General features: G+C 50.6%; 26 protein-coding genes. 11 read left to right on the top strand and 15 right to left on the bottom strand.

Going from position 1 to position 20,151, the window contains the following annotated elements; all coding sequences use genetic code 11:
- The first annotated feature begins 17 nt into the window (after positions 1-17).
- Genes trxA through CVV30_03215 form a run of 4 tightly spaced genes read left to right on the top strand, consistent with a single transcriptional unit; the run spans position 18 to position 2,064 of the window.
- The gene (gene trxA / locus CVV30_03200) at positions 18-290 is read left to right on the top strand and encodes a thioredoxin (protein PKL70378.1); all 273 of its coding nucleotides are present in this window, start codon (positions 18-20) and stop codon (positions 288-290) included.
- A gap of 1 nt (position 291) precedes the next feature.
- Positions 292-942 (top strand): NADPH-dependent F420 reductase, encoded by a 651-nt coding sequence (npdG, locus tag CVV30_03205; protein PKL70379.1) that lies wholly within the window; start codon positions 292-294, stop codon positions 940-942.
- Positions 920-1,555 (top strand): Fe-S cluster assembly protein HesB, encoded by a 636-nt coding sequence (locus tag CVV30_03210; GenBank protein ID PKL70380.1) that lies wholly within the window; start codon positions 920-922, stop codon positions 1,553-1,555. Before npdG ends, CVV30_03210 begins: the two co-directional genes overlap by 23 nt.
- Positions 1,528-2,064 carry a fuculose phosphate aldolase gene (locus tag CVV30_03215; protein ID PKL70949.1) on the top strand — a complete coding sequence of 179 codons (537 nt, stop codon included), beginning with the start codon at positions 1,528-1,530 and terminating at the stop codon, positions 2,062-2,064. Before CVV30_03210 ends, CVV30_03215 begins: the two co-directional genes overlap by 28 nt.
- On the opposite strand, the gene CVV30_03220 is transcribed toward CVV30_03215, so the two are convergent.
- Positions 2,065-2,316 (bottom strand): hypothetical protein, encoded by a 252-nt coding sequence (locus CVV30_03220; protein ID PKL70381.1) that lies wholly within the window; start codon positions 2,314-2,316, stop codon positions 2,065-2,067.
- 15 nt (positions 2,317-2,331) lie between these two features.
- Here CVV30_03220 and CVV30_03225 point away from each other — a divergent pair, with 15 nt between their 5' ends.
- Together CVV30_03225 and CVV30_03230 are read left to right on the top strand one after the other, a co-directional pair.
- Positions 2,332-2,574, top strand: a complete 243-nt coding sequence (locus CVV30_03225; GenBank protein PKL70382.1) for a hypothetical protein — start codon at positions 2,332-2,334, stop codon at positions 2,572-2,574.
- Between the two features lie 114 nt (positions 2,575-2,688).
- Positions 2,689-2,889 (top strand): hypothetical protein, encoded by a 201-nt coding sequence (locus tag CVV30_03230; protein ID PKL70383.1) that lies wholly within the window; start codon positions 2,689-2,691, stop codon positions 2,887-2,889.
- A gap of 29 nt (positions 2,890-2,918) precedes the next feature.
- Here the strand turns inward: CVV30_03230 and CVV30_03235 are convergent, their stop codons facing one another.
- A complete protein-coding gene (locus CVV30_03235; protein ID PKL70384.1) occupies positions 2,919-3,842 on the bottom strand; it encodes a TIGR04182 family glycosyltransferase in 924 nt (307 codons plus the stop codon).
- 38 nt (positions 3,843-3,880) lie between these two features.
- Between CVV30_03235 and CVV30_03240 the strand changes: the two genes are divergently transcribed.
- Complete coding sequence (locus CVV30_03240) at positions 3,881-4,459, top strand: DUF99 domain-containing protein (protein ID PKL70385.1); 579 nt, start codon at positions 3,881-3,883, stop codon at positions 4,457-4,459.
- An 85-nt stretch (positions 4,460-4,544) separates the two neighbouring features.
- Positions 4,545-4,736: a rubredoxin gene (locus CVV30_03245; protein ID PKL70386.1), complete on the top strand. Its 192-nt coding sequence runs from the start codon at positions 4,545-4,547 to the stop codon at positions 4,734-4,736.
- Positions 4,737-4,765: 29 nt separating this feature from the next.
- On the opposite strand, the gene CVV30_03250 is transcribed toward CVV30_03245, so the two are convergent.
- On the bottom strand, positions 4,766-5,260 hold the full coding sequence (locus tag CVV30_03250) for a hypothetical protein (protein ID PKL70387.1): 495 nt from the start codon (positions 5,258-5,260) through the stop codon (positions 4,766-4,768).
- A gap of 195 nt (positions 5,261-5,455) precedes the next feature.
- Between CVV30_03250 and CVV30_03255 the strand changes: the two genes are divergently transcribed.
- On the top strand, positions 5,456-6,421 hold the full coding sequence (locus tag CVV30_03255) for a hypothetical protein (protein PKL70388.1): 966 nt from the start codon (positions 5,456-5,458) through the stop codon (positions 6,419-6,421).
- 62 nt (positions 6,422-6,483) lie between these two features.
- Positions 6,484-7,806 (top strand): hypothetical protein, encoded by a 1,323-nt coding sequence (locus tag CVV30_03260; protein PKL70389.1) that lies wholly within the window; start codon positions 6,484-6,486, stop codon positions 7,804-7,806.
- 8 nt (positions 7,807-7,814) lie between these two features.
- Here the strand turns inward: CVV30_03260 and CVV30_03265 are convergent, their stop codons facing one another.
- From CVV30_03265 to CVV30_03320, 12 genes are all read right to left on the bottom strand, one after another.
- Positions 7,815-8,543 (bottom strand): ubiquinone biosynthesis protein UbiE, encoded by a 729-nt coding sequence (locus tag CVV30_03265; protein ID PKL70390.1) that lies wholly within the window; start codon positions 8,541-8,543, stop codon positions 7,815-7,817.
- Positions 8,540-9,535 (bottom strand): replication protein C, encoded by a 996-nt coding sequence (locus CVV30_03270; GenBank protein ID PKL70391.1) that lies wholly within the window; start codon positions 9,533-9,535, stop codon positions 8,540-8,542. The genes CVV30_03265 and CVV30_03270 overlap by 4 nt, the downstream gene beginning before the upstream one ends.
- Positions 9,522-10,253 (bottom strand): phosphopantothenate/pantothenate synthetase, encoded by a 732-nt coding sequence (locus tag CVV30_03275; GenBank protein PKL70392.1) that lies wholly within the window; start codon positions 10,251-10,253, stop codon positions 9,522-9,524. The genes CVV30_03270 and CVV30_03275 overlap by 14 nt, the downstream gene beginning before the upstream one ends.
- On the bottom strand, positions 10,250-11,116 hold the full coding sequence (locus CVV30_03280) for a GHMP kinase (protein ID PKL70393.1): 867 nt from the start codon (positions 11,114-11,116) through the stop codon (positions 10,250-10,252). The genes CVV30_03275 and CVV30_03280 overlap by 4 nt, the downstream gene beginning before the upstream one ends.
- 179 nt (positions 11,117-11,295) lie before the next feature.
- Positions 11,296-12,441: a bifunctional phosphopantothenoylcysteine decarboxylase/phosphopantothenate--cysteine ligase CoaBC gene (gene coaBC, locus CVV30_03285; GenBank protein ID PKL70394.1), complete on the bottom strand. Its 1,146-nt coding sequence runs from the start codon at positions 12,439-12,441 to the stop codon at positions 11,296-11,298.
- The gene (locus CVV30_03290) at positions 12,438-13,316 is read right to left on the bottom strand and encodes an SAM-dependent methyltransferase (GenBank protein PKL70395.1); all 879 of its coding nucleotides are present in this window, start codon (positions 13,314-13,316) and stop codon (positions 12,438-12,440) included. Before CVV30_03290 ends, coaBC begins: the two co-directional genes overlap by 4 nt.
- A 3-nt stretch (positions 13,317-13,319) precedes the next feature.
- A complete protein-coding gene (locus CVV30_03295; protein ID PKL70396.1) occupies positions 13,320-14,360 on the bottom strand; it encodes an NMD protein affecting ribosome stability and mRNA decay in 1,041 nt (346 codons plus the stop codon).
- A 2-nt stretch (positions 14,361-14,362) separates the two neighbouring features.
- On the bottom strand, positions 14,363-14,656 hold the full coding sequence (locus CVV30_03300; protein ID PKL70397.1) for a DUF424 domain-containing protein: 294 nt from the start codon (positions 14,654-14,656) through the stop codon (positions 14,363-14,365).
- Between the two features lie 45 nt (positions 14,657-14,701).
- Positions 14,702-15,532: a hydrolase TatD gene (locus CVV30_03305; GenBank protein ID PKL70398.1), complete on the bottom strand. Its 831-nt coding sequence runs from the start codon at positions 15,530-15,532 to the stop codon at positions 14,702-14,704.
- Positions 15,504-15,857, bottom strand: a complete 354-nt coding sequence (locus tag CVV30_03310) for a hypothetical protein (protein PKL70399.1) — start codon at positions 15,855-15,857, stop codon at positions 15,504-15,506. Before CVV30_03310 ends, CVV30_03305 begins: the two co-directional genes overlap by 29 nt.
- Positions 15,858-15,865: 8 nt before the next feature.
- The gene (locus CVV30_03315; protein PKL70400.1) at positions 15,866-17,977 is read right to left on the bottom strand and encodes an AAA family ATPase; all 2,112 of its coding nucleotides are present in this window, start codon (positions 17,975-17,977) and stop codon (positions 15,866-15,868) included.
- Positions 17,978-17,985: 8 nt separating this feature from the next.
- A complete protein-coding gene (locus tag CVV30_03320) occupies positions 17,986-18,954 on the bottom strand; it encodes a replication factor C small subunit (protein PKL70401.1) in 969 nt (322 codons plus the stop codon).
- Positions 18,955-19,026: 72 nt separating this feature from the next.
- On the opposite strand from CVV30_03320, the gene CVV30_03325 reads away from it, so the two are divergent.
- Complete coding sequence (locus CVV30_03325) at positions 19,027-20,118, top strand: hypothetical protein (protein ID PKL70402.1); 1,092 nt, start codon at positions 19,027-19,029, stop codon at positions 20,116-20,118.
- Positions 20,119-20,151 lie beyond the last annotated feature (33 nt).

Here is a 20,151-nt window from a genome sequence, read left to right on the forward strand (position 1 = left end):
TCTTCCGGGTATGTTTAATGAGCAAACCAGTGTTGTTTGATTTTTTTGCCACATGGTGCGGACCCTGCAAAATGCAGACGCCCATTCTCGAAGAACTTGCAAAAAAGATGGGGGACTCGGTTGATATCCGGAAAGTAGATGTCGACCAGAACATGGAACTTGCAGAAAAATACGGGATACGTGTGGTCCCGACGCTCATCATTGAGAAAGATGGGAAGGTTGTACAGTCCATGGAAGGTGTGACGGACCTGTCAACCCTTGAAAAACTCTTGAAACCTCTGGTGGAATAACGTGAAGATAGGGATTGTCGGGGGAACGGGCGATATCGGGGAAGGGATGGCGATGCGCCTATCTCCAATCTTTGATGTCGTTGTCGGATCCCGGGAGATCGAGAAGGCCGAAGCGACCTGCAGGATGAGCTCTGAAACCCAGAAAAAAAGAGGCGTGAACTGTTCCCTCACGGGTGTTACAAACCAGTCTGCCATTGATGATGCGGATATTGTGATTCTTGCAATTCCTTTTAAGCATCTTGCAGGCACACTCGAAACACTGCACGGATTTGAAGGAAAGACCGTTATCAGTCCGGTAAATCCTATGGAAAAACGTGATTTCTTCACGTCTGTTCCACCGGCAGAAGGATCAGCGGCACTCATGATAAAAAAACTCCTTCCCGCAAGTGCAAAAATCTGTACCGCTTTCAACACCATTGCAGCCAACAAGTGGAAGGCACTCGATGAAGAGTTAGTCTATTCCGTACCGGTGTGTGGCGACGATTCTTCTGCAAAACATGAGGTAATGGATATTGTCAACCAAGTGTCGAAACTCCAGGCATTCGATGCCGGCCCCCTTGCAGCGTCCGGAATGGTGGAGTCGCTCACGCCGCTTCTTCTCAATATCGCGCGCTATAACAAGATGAGAGATGTTGGTATCCAGTTCCGTTAAGGTCCGGCATATTGTCCGGTCCCTGGCCGGCCATTATGGCACGATTGCCTGGTGGCCGGGAGATACAGACGAAGTAATGATCGGTGCCATTCTGACCCAGCAGACCCGGTGGGAGAATGTTGAACGTGCGCTTCTTGAGCTTCAGGAGAGACAGCTGAACACCATGCACTCGTTATTTTCTGCCGATAAGCAGGATATTGAGGATGCAATCCGGTGTACGGGTTTTTTCCGGATCAAGGCTCAGCGCCTGCAATCCCTTGCTTCTCATGTTATGGAATCCTATGGCAGCGTGGACCGGATGCGGCAGATCCCTACAGAAAAACTCCGGGAAGGGTTGCTCAGTGTCAAAGGAATTGGTGAAGAGACTGCTGACAGTATCCTCTGTTTTGGTTTTTTACGCACCAGTTTTGTGATTGATGCGTATACGGAAAAAATTGTGCGATGCGCAGGTGTGCAGGAAAAACGGCAGGAATTAAAACCCCTGTTTGAAAAAGTCCTGGCCTGTGACCCGGAGGTGTACCGGCAGACTCATGCTCATATGGTGGAATATGCAAAAGAATTCTGTGGGAAGAAGAGGTGCAGTGAATGTATTCTGGTGAATTTGAACGGATAGGGAAACGATTGTTTGCCGAACACCTTGTGGGTGGCAACTTTGGCAATATGAGTGTGAGATCCGCAGATGGTGGTTTTTTCATCAAGCGCACCGGGACCTGTCTTGATGTTGCTACTGAACTGGTGCACGTACCGCTTTCGGGTGATGCGCCCAAAGCTGCCTCCAGTGAGTACCGGGTGCATCGTGCTGTATATGCCACAACAAACCATGCCGCGATTGTTCACGCCCATCCCCCGTACGCGGTTGCAGCATCGCTGGTCATGGATGCGATTGTCCCGGAAGACAGTGAAGGGGAGATGTTCTGCCCGCTGATTCCGGTGGTGACGGGTGCACCCGGCTCGCAGGAAGTTGCCGATAATGTTGCGCGTGCCCTTTCCACTTCGAAACTGGTGATTGCCCGGGGACACGGCACGTTTGCCGCGGGTGCAACGCTCGATGACGCGTATGTGTTGACTTCGCTTGCCGAACATTCCTGCCGGGTGCTCGCGCTCAAGCGGCAGTTTCTCTGATTATTTTTTGATAAGGAAAAATTGTACAAAAAATTCCTGAACCGGATTTTTCCGGAATAAAAAAAACCGGGAATTCGTGATCCCGGGTTCCGGAAATAATTTTTTAAAAAATTCCTGGCGATTTTTTTTGAATGAAAAAATATTTTTTTGGATATTCCGAAAAATAAAAAACCAAACGGCTCGGTGTTCCTGATAAAATCCTGAATCTTTCGTATCGGTCCCAGTCGCCCCCGGATAATCCCCAAAATCCACCCCCGTCAGGAGTTTATGGGGGTCATGAAAAAGGGGGGTTTGATCCCTCGAAAACCCTGTAAAATGCCCGGTTTGCCAAACGGAGCATTTCCCAAAAACCCCGCAAAACGCCCGGATTCCATCAGGGCAATTAGCATGGAGAAAATTAAAAAAAGGGTTCATTCCGGGGTTTTCAGGATCTGGGTGGATTTTCCTTCCGGATTTTCGGAAGATAGGAAGGTAGCGGCTCGGAAAAAAAGTGCTGCCAAAGCGCAATAATGTGCATCAGAATGCATTATATGCGCCTCAAATTGTGCCTATTTTTGTGATTGGAGCGATTTAAGCCGAAATAATTGGAGAATAACTGGGGGTGGCGGGATTTCAGGGTACCGGGTGGGATCCCCCGGGTCGGACTGGTGTGCGTGGCAGGCCGGGAATTTTTCCGGAAATTCTTATGAGAAAAATTTCCGGAATTTTCTAAAAATAATTTTCGGATCCGGATTTTTTCCTGTACAAAAAACCGGGCCGGGAAAAATTACGGATCGGATAATTGTTTGCTGGGAAAAAATCCAGATAACCCAATCAATCGTATGAGAATTTTTTTTCTGATTAGTAAAAAAAAATTACTTGGGATATTTCGGGGATTGCAGGATCTGTATCTCCCGGATGATCTCGCGGTGGAAGACCAGCAGCATATCGCTGATCATCCCAAACATGAAGATCTCAATACCCACCACGATCAGAAGCACGGTAAGGATAGTGAGCGGAATGTGTTCGATGTTGTGCATCCATTCGAGAACCACAAAGACGCCGATGAGTAAACCCAGGATGGACGTAAAGACCCCCATCATGCCGAAATAGAACATCGGGTTGTTTACCCGCGCAAGCCGGTAGATGGTGCTGACAATCTTGATGCCATCGTGGAATGGGGAGAGTTTGGTGGCGGTTCCCGGGCGGTGGGAATATTTAATCGGCACAACCATGACCCGCTGGCCGTTTCTGACCGATTCAACAGAGATCTCGGTCTCGATCTCGAACCCTTTCTCTTTTAAGTGCATCTGCTGGATGGCAAGTTTGGTAAATGCCCTGTACCCGGAGAGAATATCGTGCAGGTCCCGGCTGTGGGCAACCTTGAAGAGAAGGTTGAGCATGTGGTTGCCGAAGAGATTGAGATGGGAAAATGAACCTTCTTCAGCATTGATGAGGCGATCCCCGATCACCTGATCAAATCCCAGGAACAAGGGGGTGAGCATCTTCTCTGCATCTTTTGCAGAGTAGGTGCCATCACCGTCAAGCATGAGGATATAGGGCTGCTCTATGACCTCAAATGCCTCGATGATCGCATTTCCTTTTCCCTTACCGGATTGTGTGCGGACCGTTGCGCCGGCTTCCCGGGCGCTTTTTACGGTATTGTCCGAGCTCTTACCATCAGCAACGAGGATATGGGTATACCCGAGTGCCGTGAACTCCCGCACGAGATTACCGATTGTCGGGCCTTCGTTCAAGGTGGGAATTAAAATGCAGACCTCATCTTTGTTGAACTTCATTGGTATAGTATTTTTAATACGGTGGCATAAGTGCTTCTATGCACATCCCGAAAAAAGGGTTGCGCGCATTGGGCATTGCAGAAAGTTTTTCCGGCCGTACCTGTTCCACACTGGCCGGTGTAGTGATGCGAAAGGATCTCCGGATCGATGGCTTTGCGTTTGGTAATGTAACTGTGGGGGGAATGGATGCTACAGACCGTATCCTTGGCATGGTTAAGGATCTTGACCGGAGTGACATCAATGTCATTATGCTCTCCGGTTGTGTTATTGCGTGGTTCAATGTGATCGATCCTGCCCGCATTGCACTTGATACCGGCATTCCGGTGATCTGTGTCACGTACGAAGACTCGGATGGACTGGAAGCAGATATCAGGTATCATTTTCCCGATGATGAAGAGAGAATCACTGCATACCGGAAACTGGGTGAACGCGTACCCGTAAAAATTCACACGCACCAGACCATTTTCCTGCGTGCCTGGGGTTTATCCCAGAATGATGCTGAGCAACTATGCAAAGATTTCACCCTGGAAGGAAAGATTCCCGAACCTCTTCGTGTCGCCCGGCTTTGTTCGCGCCATCTGGTAAACTATCGAATGGGAAACCATCTCTCTAACTAATACTACAGATTGCCTGAAGGAAAGTATTCATTAATATCCACAAAAAAAGAGAATAGCAGAAACAATTACTGGGAGTTGAGCAGATTTGACACAGGATGAAAAAGGTGAGCGCTGGGTATGCCTTGAATGCCATTATATTTTTGACCCGGTAAAGGGAGACCCGAAAAACGGTATTCCCTGCGGAACCCCCTGGAAGGATGTACCGGATTCATGGCGATGTCCCGAATGCAAAATCCTCAAGGCAAAAAAAGGTGTCTTCAAGCGGCTTGATGATTGAGGTCAATAATCTTCATTCTTTTTTTATTATTACGCTGTATACTTGTGGCGTGAGATGATCTGATCGGTTGAATTATCATATACTTCGAATGTGATCTCTTCATCCGGATGAAATGTTTTATCCTTATAATTGATGCTTATAGCCTGACCCGCATTCCATGTTTGTCCCGTCATTCCTTTGATATACTGGACACCAATATGGTGTGAACTGATAAAATCGTGCCCGTTCATTGTTGAAATGACTGAACCCAACGGAATGCCATTTTTGTAGGTTTTTGCGTAAAGGTTCTTGTTTTTATACCCCATCGCGTCGGTATTTTTTACTATCATGGTACTTTCAAAATTGGTGCCGTGAGTTACCCCGGTGATTTTGAAAATCGCTGGTACAGGAGAATCCTGTAAGGTAAAATCAGGGATATGAAAGAGAAGGATAACGAGCGCTGCAAGGCTAATCGTTATCGCTATAGTAAGGATCCCGCCAATAACCGGAGAGGTTGCATCAGTATTCTCTGCAAATAATGACAATACCAGAAATAAAAGATATAAGATTATATTTTTATTGAAATCTTTCTGATATGGCTAATGATATTATGCTTCAGTAAATACAATGAAGCAAAAACACACTGAATCGCGTCGGTATGAGGAAAAACCGTGAGCATAAATATTCACGGCACTAAGCATTCTCACTGGATAAATGTCTCCTTTATGGATTGCCCTTAAATGTCTGTTCAGCCCGAAGTTTCCGAGACGATCGATTCACGGCAAAAAGGCCGGGAATTCTACCTTGAAGGTCTTGCACTTGGACGTGAAGGACGACACTCGGATGCGCTCGCTTCGTTCTCTCTTGCTCTTGCAGTTGACCCGACCCTTGCGCTTGCATGGGTTGGCAGGGGTTTTGCGCTGGGGAAGCTGGGCCGGTATGAAGAAGAGATCGAGTGCTGCGATAAAGCGATCGTTTTGGATTCCCGGTGTGTTGATGCATGGAACAACAAGGCATTTGCTTACGGTATGCTGGACCGGTTCCAGGAAAAGATCACCTGCTGTGATCAGGCACTTGCGATCGATCCGGAGAATGCCGCGGCATGGAATAACAAAGGTGTAGCCCTGGGGATGCTTGGCAGGTTTGAAGCCGAGATCCATTGCTGCGATCGTGCCATTGAACTCAGGCCCCGTTACCTTTCGGCATGGGTGAACAAAGGATTTGCCTTTGGAAAAATGAAATGGTATGAAGAAGAGATCATCTGCTATGATCGCGCCCTGAAAATTTATCCGTTTTTCCTGTCCGCTCTTGTGAAAAAAGGCATGGCCCTCATCAACCTCAAACAATACCTTGAAGCGATCGAAGTCCTCGATCATGCCCTGGCAATCGATCCCGGGAATGCCAAAGCCCTCTACCGGAAAGGCCTGTCGCTCAGCATGTTGTCCCGGCATGAAGATGCGATACGATGCCTTGAGAAAGCACTTGAGATCGATCCAACCATTGCTGATGCATGGGTCGTGATGAGCAATTCCTGCTTTATGCTCGGCAAACTGGATGATTCAGCCCGTGCATTTGATAAAGCGTACTATCTTGATGCAAAAGATGTCCGGACCGGGGTAGTCAAGGGTCTTTCATTGTTGAAAAGCGGGAAATTCGATGACGCTCTCCGGTGCTTTTCGGATGTGTATGGGATCCTTCTCCGGTAATCCGGCAGGGCTGTTGTCACGTATACTCCGCTTTTTTATGTCTCTCGCACGAACAGAAGTGTATGGATGTTGAGGAGTATGTCCGCAGAAATATTACTGATGGTGCGGATCGGGAAACCTTACAAAAGAATCTTACCGATCGTATCCTTGAAATAAAAAATGTCAGGAAATCCTATGCCGATGCCTTTTCCCGCGCGGTGATTGAAGAAGTCAACAATACGCTTGGATTACACGGTGACTTTTTTGAGTTCGAGCCCGCCCAGGTAAAGATGGGAGAGTTCGGGGTCGGGTCAAGAGGGCAGGGAGATTTTTTTGCCCACCGCCAGATTGCCCGTATCATCGGGAAAACATCGGCTTCTGTTGGTGTCGATGAGATGGATGATGCAGGTGCCGTTTGTGCCGAAGGAAAATATATTGTCTGTACCGTTGATGGCATGCACTCCCGCCTTTCCGATTACCCGTTCCTTGCAGGCTTTCATGTAACCCGGGCAACGCTCCGCGATGCCTATGTGATGGGAGCAAAACCCGTTATGCTCTTTTCCGATATCCATGTCGCCGATGACGGTGACGTTGCGAAGATTTTTGACTATACTGCGGGAATTACCACCGTGGGCGAAGCAATGAATGTCCCCCTTGTTACGGGTTCAACATTGCGTATTGGCGGGGATATGGTATTGGGGAGTCGCCTGACCGGCTGTGTTGGTGCCGTTGGTGTTGCCGAACATCTCACTGCCCGCAAAGCAACAGAAGCCGGTGACGTGCTTCTCATGTCTGAGGGAGCCGGTGGGGGAACTATTGCGACTGCAGCGATATACTCGGGATTTCCGGATGTCGTGGAACACACCATCAATCTCAACTTCCTCATGGCCTGCGAAACCCTGATGAAAAATAAAATTTTTCCCCGCATTCATGCTATGACCGATGTGACGAATGGGGGTCTGCGGGGTGATGTTTTCGAGATGGCAGAGACGGCGAATTGCCGTATAATAATCGATGAATCCGCAACAACAACGCTCGTTGAGCCGCATGTCCGGGCAATGCTTGAGAAACTGGAGATCGACTACCTCGGTGTATCTCTCGATGCGCTTCTCATTGTTGCTCCCCCGGATGCCGCCGATGAGATCTGCCGGGTAGTAAAAACCGCGGGCGTCCGGATGCATAAGGTCGGGTATGTTGAAGCGGGCAGGCCGGAATCGGTTCTTCTCATGGATGGAAAGGAATGCGATTTCAACCCGAGGTTCAGGGAGTCTGCGTATACGCCGGTGAAAAAGGTTGCTGACACCGATACGCGAGATTTTGAGGCAATGAAGGAAGGGGTATTGCATGCTGCTGAAGCTGCCATACAGAAAAAAGAACGCGTTCTTCAGAAACTCCAGAAAAAATAATATTTTTATTACTGTGGTTTCCTGCCACTCACACAAATGTTATACGCCAGTTGAGGAACCCGTTTCTCAACGAATGGTTCAACTTTCTGGGCGAAATTGAACAGTGGATCGATCATATCGATATGGGCAAAGGAGCACCATGACACCTCGACATCTGAAAATCCTGCCTCGGTGAAGAGAGCGGTCATCTCGTTCTTGTCATAATAATGCTCCCCGAAATTCTTCATCACGACATGCTTGATCTTCATCATCTCCCCGATTTGATAGATTGCCGGGATTCCCCGGGTGAGGAGTTTTTTTCCTAAGGTGCAGATGGAAATGGTTCCTCCCGGTTTTAATACCCGGAGGGATTCGCTGAGCATTGCCTGCGGATCTTTGACATAACTGAATGCGAGAAGACTGGCAACGGCCTCGAATGAATCGTCACAAAAGGGGATCTTCTCTCCGGTGCCGAGAATAAATTCGCTGGTGGGACACCGGTGGTGTGCCCGCGAGATCATTTTTCCGCTGATATCAAGGCCGACAGCAGTTCCCCCGTTTTTAATGAATTTTTCTACAAACAGTCCGGTTCCACACCCGATGTCGAGAAGTCTTCCGCCGCGGGGCAGGGGACGCATGAGCTGGCTGCTGATATGGGTGTGATATCTCCTTCCCCGGTGATGATCGTAATGATGATCATACACATCGGCGATGGAATCATAATGGAGCTGGATTTTGTCGTGTCTGGTTGCGCTCATGAAAACACCGTATGGACTTTAGTGGTAAATGCCCCGATCTGGACAAATTCGTTGTTGCTGTGTTGCATCCGCAATTCGGCATCTGCAAGTGCAATGGCAATTTCCGGGTGATTGTACTCCCTTCTGGTGATGATCCGGATCTGTTCGAGCACTTCACTGCCGGATAACCCGTAATCGATCATCAGTGATTCGAACCTTCTGACCGCCCCACGGATATCCCCGTCTTTTATTGCTTTTATCGCAGAACCTGACACATTTGCGGTCTCTGATTGATCGATCTCAAAGAGACTGTGGCATTTTCCTGTTTCAAGAGCCGCCTGCAGCAACAGGATTGCCCGCCGCATATCGCCACGGGCAGACTGGACAATCAGATCGAGATCATCGTCCGAGCAACCCTGTTTGCCGGTTTGTTCGATCTCCTTTATCCGGAGAAGGAATTGTAGCAGGGTGTCCTGATCAACCGGGGCGAAGAACAGCGGAAGGCAGCGGGAGGCGATTGCGGGAATAATCGAACTCTGGTTTGTTGTCGTAAATATAAAACGACAGGTACCGCTCGAACGCTCCATAATCCTTCTTAACGCCTGCTGGGCATCAAGGGTCAGGGTATGTGCATCCTCAAAAACCATCAGCTTGAACTCGGTATCCAAAGGGCGCAGGGATGCATACCATTTGATAATATATTTGAAATTATTGATTAAAGACTGGTTTTTCTGGTAGAGATGGGAATAACGTTCATCCTGTTCAAGCAATGCTTTCCCCTGGGAAAAAAGATCGGCTGTCTGGAATATTGAAGTATTAAGTTCCCAATTCTCTTTGTACAGTGCACGCGCGAAACACTCGACCGCAACACTCTTTCCGGTACCATGGGGGCCGGTGAGGATCAGGTGGGGCAGGGTTCGTTTCTCGGCAAAGGATGAGAGAACCCGGATTGAAGGCGCCTGCCCAAGAATGTCTGAAAATTCTTTCGGGCGGTATCGTTCAATCCATAGCATGGCCAAGCCTCAATGTTATCTCACGTATTGCTTCTGACAAAAGATAATGATTGTCAACTGACTTTATGAGGTGCTGGCATTCAGGTCCGGATATTGCTTTACAGGCACTCGTAATCCGGGGAAGCGCCCGGGTGAGTTCATCAACTATCGTCAGGGTTGCCGACCGGGCCGTTCGGGAGAGTGGGTTCAGATCGATTGCAATGACTGTTTTTCCCATTTCCACAAGTGCCTCGCACCGGTCCCCGTCTTCAAGGGGAACCAGCACGACATCAGCAGAATACATCCCTTCACGCCTGCACCACGCACGGTCATGGGAGAGCGGGAGTAACCGCTCCGCATCTCCGGAAAAAACATCGGATCCTGTCTCGCGGAGCAGATCTTCGATCTGTTTTACCCGTTCTTCTGTCCTGTGGAACAGGTTTACTTCAACCATCGCCCCACTCGCTTTCTGGAGCGCCGCTATCTGTTCTCCGGCCAGGGCGGCAGTATTGCCATTCACCGATATAACCGGGTGGCGTGCGGAGATGAGCATTGCTGCGGCAATTCGCTCGGCAAGCCGGGCACTCTCCGTTGTCCGTTCACCAATCAGGTAATCGAATGCCTCACCTCTTCCATGGGCGGTAAGCCCTTCCCATGAAACAATACCGGTACGGGCGCAACAGGCAAGTTTTTCACGGGTAACCAGTGAGTGATATCGCGGATGATCCTCAGGAATCATATTTCTTCACCTGTTATTTCTGGGCCGGTGGGAGATACCCGGAACTCGTAGACTTCGCCAAAAGCGGAGAGTACGTGGCGTGCTTTCTTTCCATAAGCAAAAACACCGTTTCCGAGCATGGTCATGCCTACAGGAATATTCTCGTGTTCACAAATGTTGAATACTTTTTTTACCTGGTCTGTTATCAATCCGCTTTGCTCTGCGAATTGTCTGGACGCTGTAAAAAATTCACCTGTATCATGGGGAACTACTGAAGGAAAAGCTGATGATACCTGTTCCATCTGTGATGGAGAGCCAAGAACGGTTGGCGTATGAATCGGTCCAAAACTTATGGAATACAAGGATTCCGGAAGATCAAAATTCCGTTCAATCTTCGCATCGATCCCCGGGCCGTGACGGATGACACGCCCGCCACCCTGGGCTGCTGCCACATCGCCAAGCCCGGTCCTGTGTTCTACCTCAATCTCATGAGAATGGCGGGCAATGTCCCATGGGGTCAGCCCGAGACTGAAGAGGCGGTTTAAGGCTGTGGCGGAAGCAAGCAGTGCTGCGGCAGAAAGGCCGAATCCTGCACCAATCGGCAGACGGCATTCCGTTGTTATGGATGCAGTCACTCCCAATCGTTCCATGACTGAAGTCATAAGAGGTGATTCACGTGCAATTATCGTGGTTGTACCATTCACTGCCCGGTGCATGATAACAACTGACGGGCTATCTGCAGGCATGACCGTTGCGGTCACCCCTTCCGTGATGACAATTCCCGCTCCAATACTCCCCGTAGTTAACGATGTGCTCCCGCTTATCTTTTTGAAATAGCCGGATATATGGCCCGGGCAGAATGCTGAAACACTGTTTGGTCTGATGGGAAGCCCTCCTTAGATCTGTGAAATTGTTGGGTGTTTTTCCCTCATTAATGAATCCTGTCAGGAAATGCTGGAAATCTATCGGAAATGATCCCTAAAAATTCGCAATCCGCTGGAGATTGCGAGAAATTTTCCTAGTTGTTGCAGACCTGTTACATGAGATAATTTAATCGAGGGTGTTACTGCAACATTTTTTCCCAGATGGCGGCTGCGATCTCCTCTTTCGTTCCGCTTACTCTGGATGTATGGCCCTGCATCAGGAGAGTATACTCGCCCTGTTCGCTGTCCATGGTTTCCGGTCCATTCACCAGCACCATAGCGATATCCCCCTTTGCAATCATTTCCTTCCCCATTTTTTCCTGGTCCCTTCCCAGTTTGAAGGCAATGATCTTTGGTGAATATTTTGTTATCACTTCGTTCAGCAGTTTGGGGAGTGGTGCAAGATCCAGGTTTGCTGGTTTCCCGCTGGGAATTTTACCCTCGATTTTCCGGGGTGCAAAGTCAGAGATCGCAGCTGCGCTGATGTATAGATCAGCCCCTTTGCCGGCAAAGCAATCGTGAACTGCAATGCGCATCTCTTCGGCAGTTTCGATGTGCATATTGTTTACGCAGGGAAACGTATCCCGGTGCACAACCGTCACGTCCGCTCCAAGACGGTATGCCTGGAGCGCAAGCGCCCTGCCCATGCGTCCGCTCGACCGGGTTGTCAGCACGCGGACATCGTCTACCGGTTCCCGGCAGGGGCCGCTGGTGATCAATACCCGTTTTCCTTTGAGTGGTTTTGGCAGGATTGCCCGTTCGCACCGGAGGACAATCTCTTCGGTATCAGCAATTTTTGCCTTTCCTTCTTCAATCCTGGGTTCCGCACACTCAATTCCCCAGAGCTGCAGGCGCGCAATATTTTCCACAACTGCCGGGTGACGGTACATGCTGTGATGCATGGCAGGAACGATCACTACCGGTTTTTTACTGCCAATCGCCGTTGTTGCAAAGGTTGTTACTGTAGTGTCGTCGATTCCGGCAGCAATTTTTCCCAGCGTGTTTGCCGTGCACGGGGCGATGAGCAGCAGGTCCGCACTTCCCTCGTCCCCGCAATACTGCACGTGTTCTACCATACCGGATATTCGCTGGATGGTCTCGCGTCCGCTGGCGTAAGTGAGTGCGTCCGGGTGGATGATACCGGTTGCCGCGGGACTCATCACCGGCTGGACCATTGCGCCGCGCCGTCGCAGGGCATGGATGAGTTTTACCGTTTCTACCGCAGCAATACTGCCGGTAACGGCAACAATGATCTGCTTTCCGGCAAGGGTTTGTACAAGGGTCATGCGAGGGTCACGTCCTGCACCACATGCCAGGCATGCGGCCGGTATTTCTTCACTTTATGTACACATATGGTGGGAGAAAAACCTGCGCTCTCACAATGTGTTCGGATCTGCTCTTCCACGCTTCCGATACTGTGGACATGGATGGTGCTTCCTGCTTCAGCATACTGCAAGGCAGATGGCAGCATAGTAATTGCATCGAAATGTCCCATGATGATACGCGTATAGGTTCCCGAGAGGAGATCCCGGCAATCGCCAACGGATGCCGTCACAAGATCGGATAACTCGTTTGCGATGACATTCCGTTTTAAGTAATCGAATGCCACCGGATTGATCTCCATTGCATGGACGAGTGCCCCGCTCCCTGCAACAGGTAGGGTGAAATAACCGATGCCTGCGAACATGTCAGCCACCCGTTCACGCTGGTTGCTCTTCTGCACCAGTGCTGCCATGCGCAGTTTTTCGGGTCGGTTTCCCTGCGAAAACATCACTTTGCGGGGATCTAAAAAAAAGCTATACCCGTTCTCCTTGTGCCGGACATCTCCGACCTCTCCCCAGAGCACTTCAGTAGATGGTGTTCGGGTCACCTCATTGAGCGATTCGATCCAGAGTACGCCTTGTGGGTGGCGGAACCCAACGATCTCTTCAACCTCCGGATGAGTGGGTCTCTCTCCATGAATCACGGCAATTTCACCGATCATGAAAAATCCTCTTCCGCAATATCGTTGTTTTTCTGGAATCTCCCGGTCGGATGCGGCATCGTCTTTGACCGGCACCCAGATTGTATCGCCCTCAGCGTAGGGACTCCGGCTCCGGTCGATCCAGTCCTCACCCTGGATCGATTGTACCTTTTCCCTTGGCACCGCTCTGACGCGCATTCCTTACCTGACGACTACGATCTGCTCCCCATCGTAGAGAATATTGAGATGGTCCCCCGGTCGGGCACACATCCACGCGAGTTTCTTGAATTCACGGGTATGGTTTGTGGCCGGATCGAGAATCCCGATCACGTCCTTATCGGAAAAGACCACGAGTGCCTGTCGGGAATCCCGGGAATTGCCTATGAGACGCTCCACATCATCGTCTTTTATTGCATGGAAATTACCCTCGGCAAGGTCCATCACCCGGATATGATTGGATTCCACGCGCTCCACCTCGGCATACTTGCCTTTGGACAGTATTACATCGTATTTCTGGAACCGGGGAAACCGCATGGAGTAGGTGATCCGGAAGAGCTGGCGCCCGTTCTTTTCCCCGACCAGTTTTGGATGGGTGGTGTATCTTCCTCCTAACTGGGCGATAAGTGCCTTGCAGATCAGGACGCCGATATGCTGGGATCCAAGGATGATGTCAATGCCGTCGTGAATTTCGTTCATATCCGATATGAAGGAAAGTCGTTCACCGCCAGACTGGAGATTATCTTCCACCTGCTGGGCGATGCTCATGGTCATCTGCATCTCGTACGTGCTGGGAATCCTGCCGTCCGCGCGTACCTGAACGACTCCTTCATAGTAACTGCCGCTGATCCGGTTGCACCGGTCACACTGCTCTTTATGCCAGACGAGTTCGACCTTGCAGGAGTCTTCTACAAATTTCTTGTATAACTGTCCCTTGATTACAAGAGATGCCCGCGACCGGTTCTGGCTGATATCGACAATCGAAACATCAATGGTTGCATTTTTTACATCCGGGTGCAGGTGCACGGCAGATTTCGCCAGGTCCGGTGCAAGATCAGACCGCTCCTTGGAAGAATCCGTCCAGGTGTTTCCTACTTTGATAGCACCGCAGCTCGGGCAGTGCGTGCTCAAGGCACGCGGGTCGCAGGTAAACCATTTGGTGCTTCCCACCAGGCAGTCACTGCAAAGCCCGTCATTTTCCGTTGGCTTGCCACATTTCGGGCAGAATCGATCCTGAATACTCATAGTTAAACCTTGTATATTTGTGCGTGCGGCACGTTTCCGATCATGATACATTCTGAACGGGTGATAAGCCCCAGAGAGATCGCTACAGAAACCGCACGCTCACCCATAAGATTGATATTTCCCGCTTTTTCCAGTGCAGATCGCACTTCTTCCTGGCTAACCTGAGTCGTGCCATAGAATGAATCATGGACTCTCACGGTGAGCTTATCATCGCTGATACTCGTGTTGAGAAGCTCACGGTCGCAGACCGCAACCACATCCGCCACTCCCGGCGAATGATGAATTTTTATAAACATTGTATATTCATTGGGGTGGTGGTATGAAAAAGGTAAGCAGGATAATTATCCTACCGTGATTACAACCCCATACACTTTCTCTATTGTTTCGGCATGTATCCGGAAACAGTCATCCTCAGTAATCAGGCCGCTTTTGAGCAGCTTATTCGTGTACCGGGGCACAGATTTGGGGCCTATCACGGCACCCGGGCGTGAATTTTCATCCATGTAATCACTCTCCATGGTAAACGGTCGTTTCTCGCGTGCCAGCTGGGATATTGCCTCGTGCTTTGCAATGAGTGATGGGTGAAGGGGCGTATCCGGGGAGCCGTAGTGTTTTACCACCCGCTCCACGGGCACCTTTGAGCGTTGTGCCATCTCCACGACATCAGCGCAGGGTCCGGTTTCCGCATGGATCTGGAGTGCGCATTTGCATTCAGCAGCGAGATCGAGCGCGTGCGCCAGCACTTCATTGGATGCAGCAAGGATGTCCGGGTGTACCTCATAGTGCGGTCTCCCGCTCTTGAGAGCAACCGCTTTTCCTTCCTGCACATACCGGGCAGCGCAGTCAAGTCCGCCTTTCATGACGGTAACTGCCTGTTCCAGGCTCATGCGTTCGGTAAGCCGGCTGATCTCTGCCGGGTGAACTCCAAGGATCGTATGGACTCCAAGCCCAATCCCCTTTACCATCTCTGCAACCCGCAAGGTTTCATCAAAGACTTTCTGGTAATCGGCACCGCAGGTGGGGTGTACGGAAAGGGACCAGGACGGTTTTGAGACCAGAAAGATATGGGTCCCTCCGGCCCTGAGAAAATCTTTAGCGGCTTCTATGCCGCGCCCATTGACCGGATCAAAATGGATATGATCGTCAGTGATGGGAAATGCCGGTGATTTCATTGCACTCCATAATTTTCATGAGTGGGTACCCGTTTTCGGCAGCAAGTCGGGCGCGGCAGTAGGTAAACCCGACGCGGGTGATGATCTCCACATCATACATCAGCCCGGACAATTCACTGTACCCAAACGCATTTTCTGTCATCAGGTCCCGGTTCAGCCGAACGGTGATCTCTTCGACAAACGGCTGGAGTATTACTGCCTGTTCTATTGCACGTTCAACTGATGCTGCAGAATTCCGTGAAATGGGCGTGCCTACCCACTGGTGGTACAGTGCTCCCAGCTTAATACCGGCCTCAAAGACGGCTTGTTCCCTGTCAGTTTTCATAATCTACCTCAGATTAACTGGATGATCCCCGCCTTAGGTTCCATTGCCTCACCATGGCGCAGGAGCATGTCAATGCCATCTCTTACTTTGTCCCGGCTGAATCCTTTGGATGAAACTGCCTCAATCACCTGATCGATGGGGGCGCGCCGGCCTTCCCCACCGATGTCACGGATCGCATCCTTGATTACCCGGACAATATCCCTCTTCTCTTTGGAAATGCCCGTAGTGACTTTGTCAATATCGAATGTACCGGTCTTTGCATCGTAGGCAACCTGTCGCAGGCAGGCGTCAACGATATGGACGACCCGTTCTGCATCGCCAATCTCGATGGTGTTCGAGAGCCGGATACGGGCACTGGCCTCGGCAAGCCGGACCAGGGCTTCGAGTTGTCGTGCCGTTACCGGGACTGCTTTGTTGGGTTCGGCAAGTCCCCTGAGACGGAGATAGTACCCGATAAGTGCTTCCTTTGCCTCAGGGGAGAGCATAGGAAAACAGGTGCGTTTGGCATAGGCGATATATTTCCTGAACAGGGTGGGGTCAACATCCGGCATCACCGGCTTGAGCTGCTGGAGAATATACTCCTGGGTGACGCCGGGAATGGGGGATTTCTTATGCTGGGCGATCAGTTCCCCGACGCTGTGTGTTTTGATGATGTGTTCAGCAATGGCAAGGTCCCGCTTCTGTTCGGGCTGATCGGTCATGATAAAGATCAGGTCAAACCGCGAAAGCAGGGACGGGGGCATATTGATCTGGTCGGCGATATCGCCAAACATATCGAATCGCCCATATTTCGGGTTTGCCGCACCGAGGAGTGCACAGCGTGTCTTGAGTGTCGCCGTTATGCCCGCCTTTGCAATGCTGACCGTCTGCTGCTCCATGGCTTCATGCAGGGCGGAGCGATCATCCTTGCTCATCTTGTCCATCTCATCGACTGCGGCCACACCCATGTCGGCAAGGACAAGCGCTCCTGCTTCAAGGGTCCATCGCCCTTCGCCAAATTCATCCTTGACTGCTGCTGCTGTCAGCCCGGCAGAGGTTGAGGACTGGCCGCTCGTATAGATGGCACGGGGAGAGAGCTTTACCACATACCTGAGCAGCTGACTTTTTGCGATACCGGGATCTCCGATTAGCAGGACATGGATATCTCCCCTGAGCCGGCTCCCGTCGGGCATCTCTTTAGCAATCCCTCCGAATAGCTGCAGGACAATTGCCTGTTTCACATCTTCGCTGCCATAGATGGTGGGGGCAACGGAGTGCGTGATCATCCGGTAGATCATCGGGTCTTTGCTCAGGGCGAGAATTTCGTTTTCCGCTTCCTCGCTGATCTCGACTTCCTCGAACTCTTTCTCAGCGATCTCGATGGAATTGCATTCCAGAAATATATCAAAGACGGTACTTTTCTCGCCTTTGACTACCCGCTGCATTGAGCGGAGGATGCCGTTGATGATGACCCGGTCTCCCGGGGAGACCTTTCCCGAGAGATCATCGGTCACATCGATGTCCAGGGTCTGCGGTTGTTCGCCCCCCCTGAGCCCTTCAGGGGATTCCTGGATCCTGAGTTTCTGCGAGTCAACAAACTTCGAACGTTTGGGCAGCAGTTCGAGTTTCTTGAACGTACACCCATCGGTAGCACACCCGTCGGGTTCGATGAATTTCCCGTACTTCTGTTTCCTGACCGTGAAATGGCCTGCAGGGCATTTGAAAACGGCTTCAACCACGCGCGGGCGGACTTCGGTCGTTTTCCGCAGGATACCTTCTGCTGAGACAAACGTATTGATATCATCCGACCTGATGTTCCGGATAGCGATTTTTTTCGGGAGATTGGTGAAACGGATGTTGATGCCTTTGGGCTCTTTGCCGTCCTTTATCCGGATGAGCTGGCCGCTTTTTATCGCTTCCCCGACATCTTCTAAAACTTTCCCGGGATTTTCGAGAAGCTCGTCGGCCATCGCGATACCGGCTTTGCCGAACCGCTCAACCTCGCGGTAATCGATATAGAGCGAGCGCTTATGGGGATATTCCCGCGAGATCTCGCCGAGTTCTTTTTTATACCGGGTTTTGAGCAGCCGGCTCCAGTCCCCGGTCCGGTCCGATTCCTGGAGATCTGGTGTTTTGTCCATCCACAGCCTCACTGGTTCTTCTGGGCGGTGAGCACAAACCGTGCAATGAGCGCCTCTAACTGAATATCGCTGTTCGCACCTTCAGAAATCCGGAAATCTGTTTCGCCGATATGGTCTATCAACTGTACTTTTAAGTTCCGGTTCATATCCCGTTTGACCAGTGCCCGGTAACACTGGTTGATCAATTCGTTGGGGGCGATACCGCGATCGTGCAGCAGCTGGTGAAGAACCGATTCGGCAGCGTCAAAGTCGCTGTTAAGGGAAAGATCCAGCAGTTCATTGATCTCATCCGGACGCGCGGTGGAGGTGATCGCATAGATCATCTTCTCATCGATTGTAGCGCTGATGATTGCCCCGCCCTGAAGCGCGTTGATTGCTTTGCGCATATCGCCCTGGGCAATGTACACGATCGCATCCATTGCCCCGGAAGTGATACTGAGTCCTTCCTTGCCGGCAATTCTCCGGACTTCCTCTTTTACCGCATCTGCGCCCAGCGGTTTGAACCGGTAAATGGCACACCTGCTCTGGATGGGATCAATGATCTTTGAGGAATAGTTGCACGAGAGGATGAACCGGCAGGTCTGGGCATAGGTTTCCATCGTCCTTCTCAGGGCAGACTGCGCATCGGTGGTCAGGGCATCGGCTTCGTCGAGGAACAGGATCTTGAATGTAGCATCCCCGAGCGGCGTGGTGCGGGCAAACTGCTTGATCTGGTTGCGCACCACATCGATCCCGCGCTCATCAGAAGCGTTCATCTCGCGGAAGTTCATCTGCCAGGAATCCTTGAAAAATTCCCGGGCCAGTGTGACTGCCGCAGTGGTTTTACCCACACCGGCACTTCCCGTGAACAGGAGGTGGGGGAGATTGCCGCTCTTTACGTATGATGACAACCGTTCCACGATCTCATCCTGGCCGACGATATCGGCGAGTCGGGACGGGCGGTATTTTTCTATCCAGATGGTGTGGCTCTCCTCCATGGGTGTCCTCTCTTCTGCTGGTAATGTTATGGTGATGTATTGTATTTTTTATGGTTATACTCATTTTCATGCATGGGGAAAACGATTCTATCTTTTTATGAATGTCATAATGTTTATCATAATGGTTTTGAAATTACTCTCATGCAAGGAAAAAATCTTTTGATCATTTTTTGTGTCCTGGTTCTGCTTGTTGCCCCCGCTGCTGCAAGTCTGAATAAAATTGCGGCTGGTGCGCCGGTCTTCATCGGTGAAAATGACGTGGATATATCTTCCGCACTGAACGGTTGCCGAACGATCGCCTGGCTGCAGAACGGAAGCAGCATGGATGATTCCCCTGCAAAAACGGTGACTCTCTTTGAGCTTAATACCGCTTCTGAAAAAATTTATCACTTCAATATCAGCCCGGAACTATTTACCGGGTATACCGGTACCTGGTATTGTGTGGATAAGATGCCCCATTATCCCGTGCTTGATGTTCGCGATCCCCAGATGACTATCAAAGTCTGGGATCTGGATCAGAACATGGATGTCACGGGACAGTCAATTCCCCGCGCGACAAATATCACCTACCGCATAGACACAAATCTCTACCCGGCACTGAATTACCTTAACCGTCCCAACTCAAACCCCTCCGATAGTTTTTTTACCGCAAAACTGACCGATCCCCTGGGGCGGAATATTCCCACTATCTATACCGGAAGTTATGGTAAGGCAGATACCGTTATCCTGCCTTTCGAAAGCACCCCTTATATCTCGTCCACGCCCTATCTCTGGAAAAACGGGAATGCCTGGGATCATGCAGCCCGGAACATCCAGGGCGATCCGGTTTACCCCCCCGGTACCTATACATTCACCATAACCCAGAATCTCAACCGTATGCAGGAGAGTTATCCGGCTGCTGAAGGAAAGACGACATCATCGGCAACGGTTACGTTCCTTGCAGCAGAGCCATTGGTGGTACCGACAACTTCAGTCACCGTTGCGGCAACAGTACCTGAAGCGACCATCTCACCCGCAGCAACACTGGTTACTGCGACTTCTCCAGCAATACCGACCTCATCTCCCGTCCCGAAAAAGACAACATATGCTCCCCTGCCGGGCTGGATTGCACTGCTCGGTGTAGGGATTGCGGGATTCGTGGTAATGGTCCGGCGCGATCAATGACCGGGCTCTCTGCTATTTTTATCATATCCGATA

Source organism: Methanomicrobiales archaeon HGW-Methanomicrobiales-1 (genome assembly GCA_002839675.1).
In the GTDB taxonomy this organism is placed as follows: domain Archaea; phylum Halobacteriota; class Methanomicrobia; order Methanomicrobiales; family Methanospirillaceae; genus Methanoregula.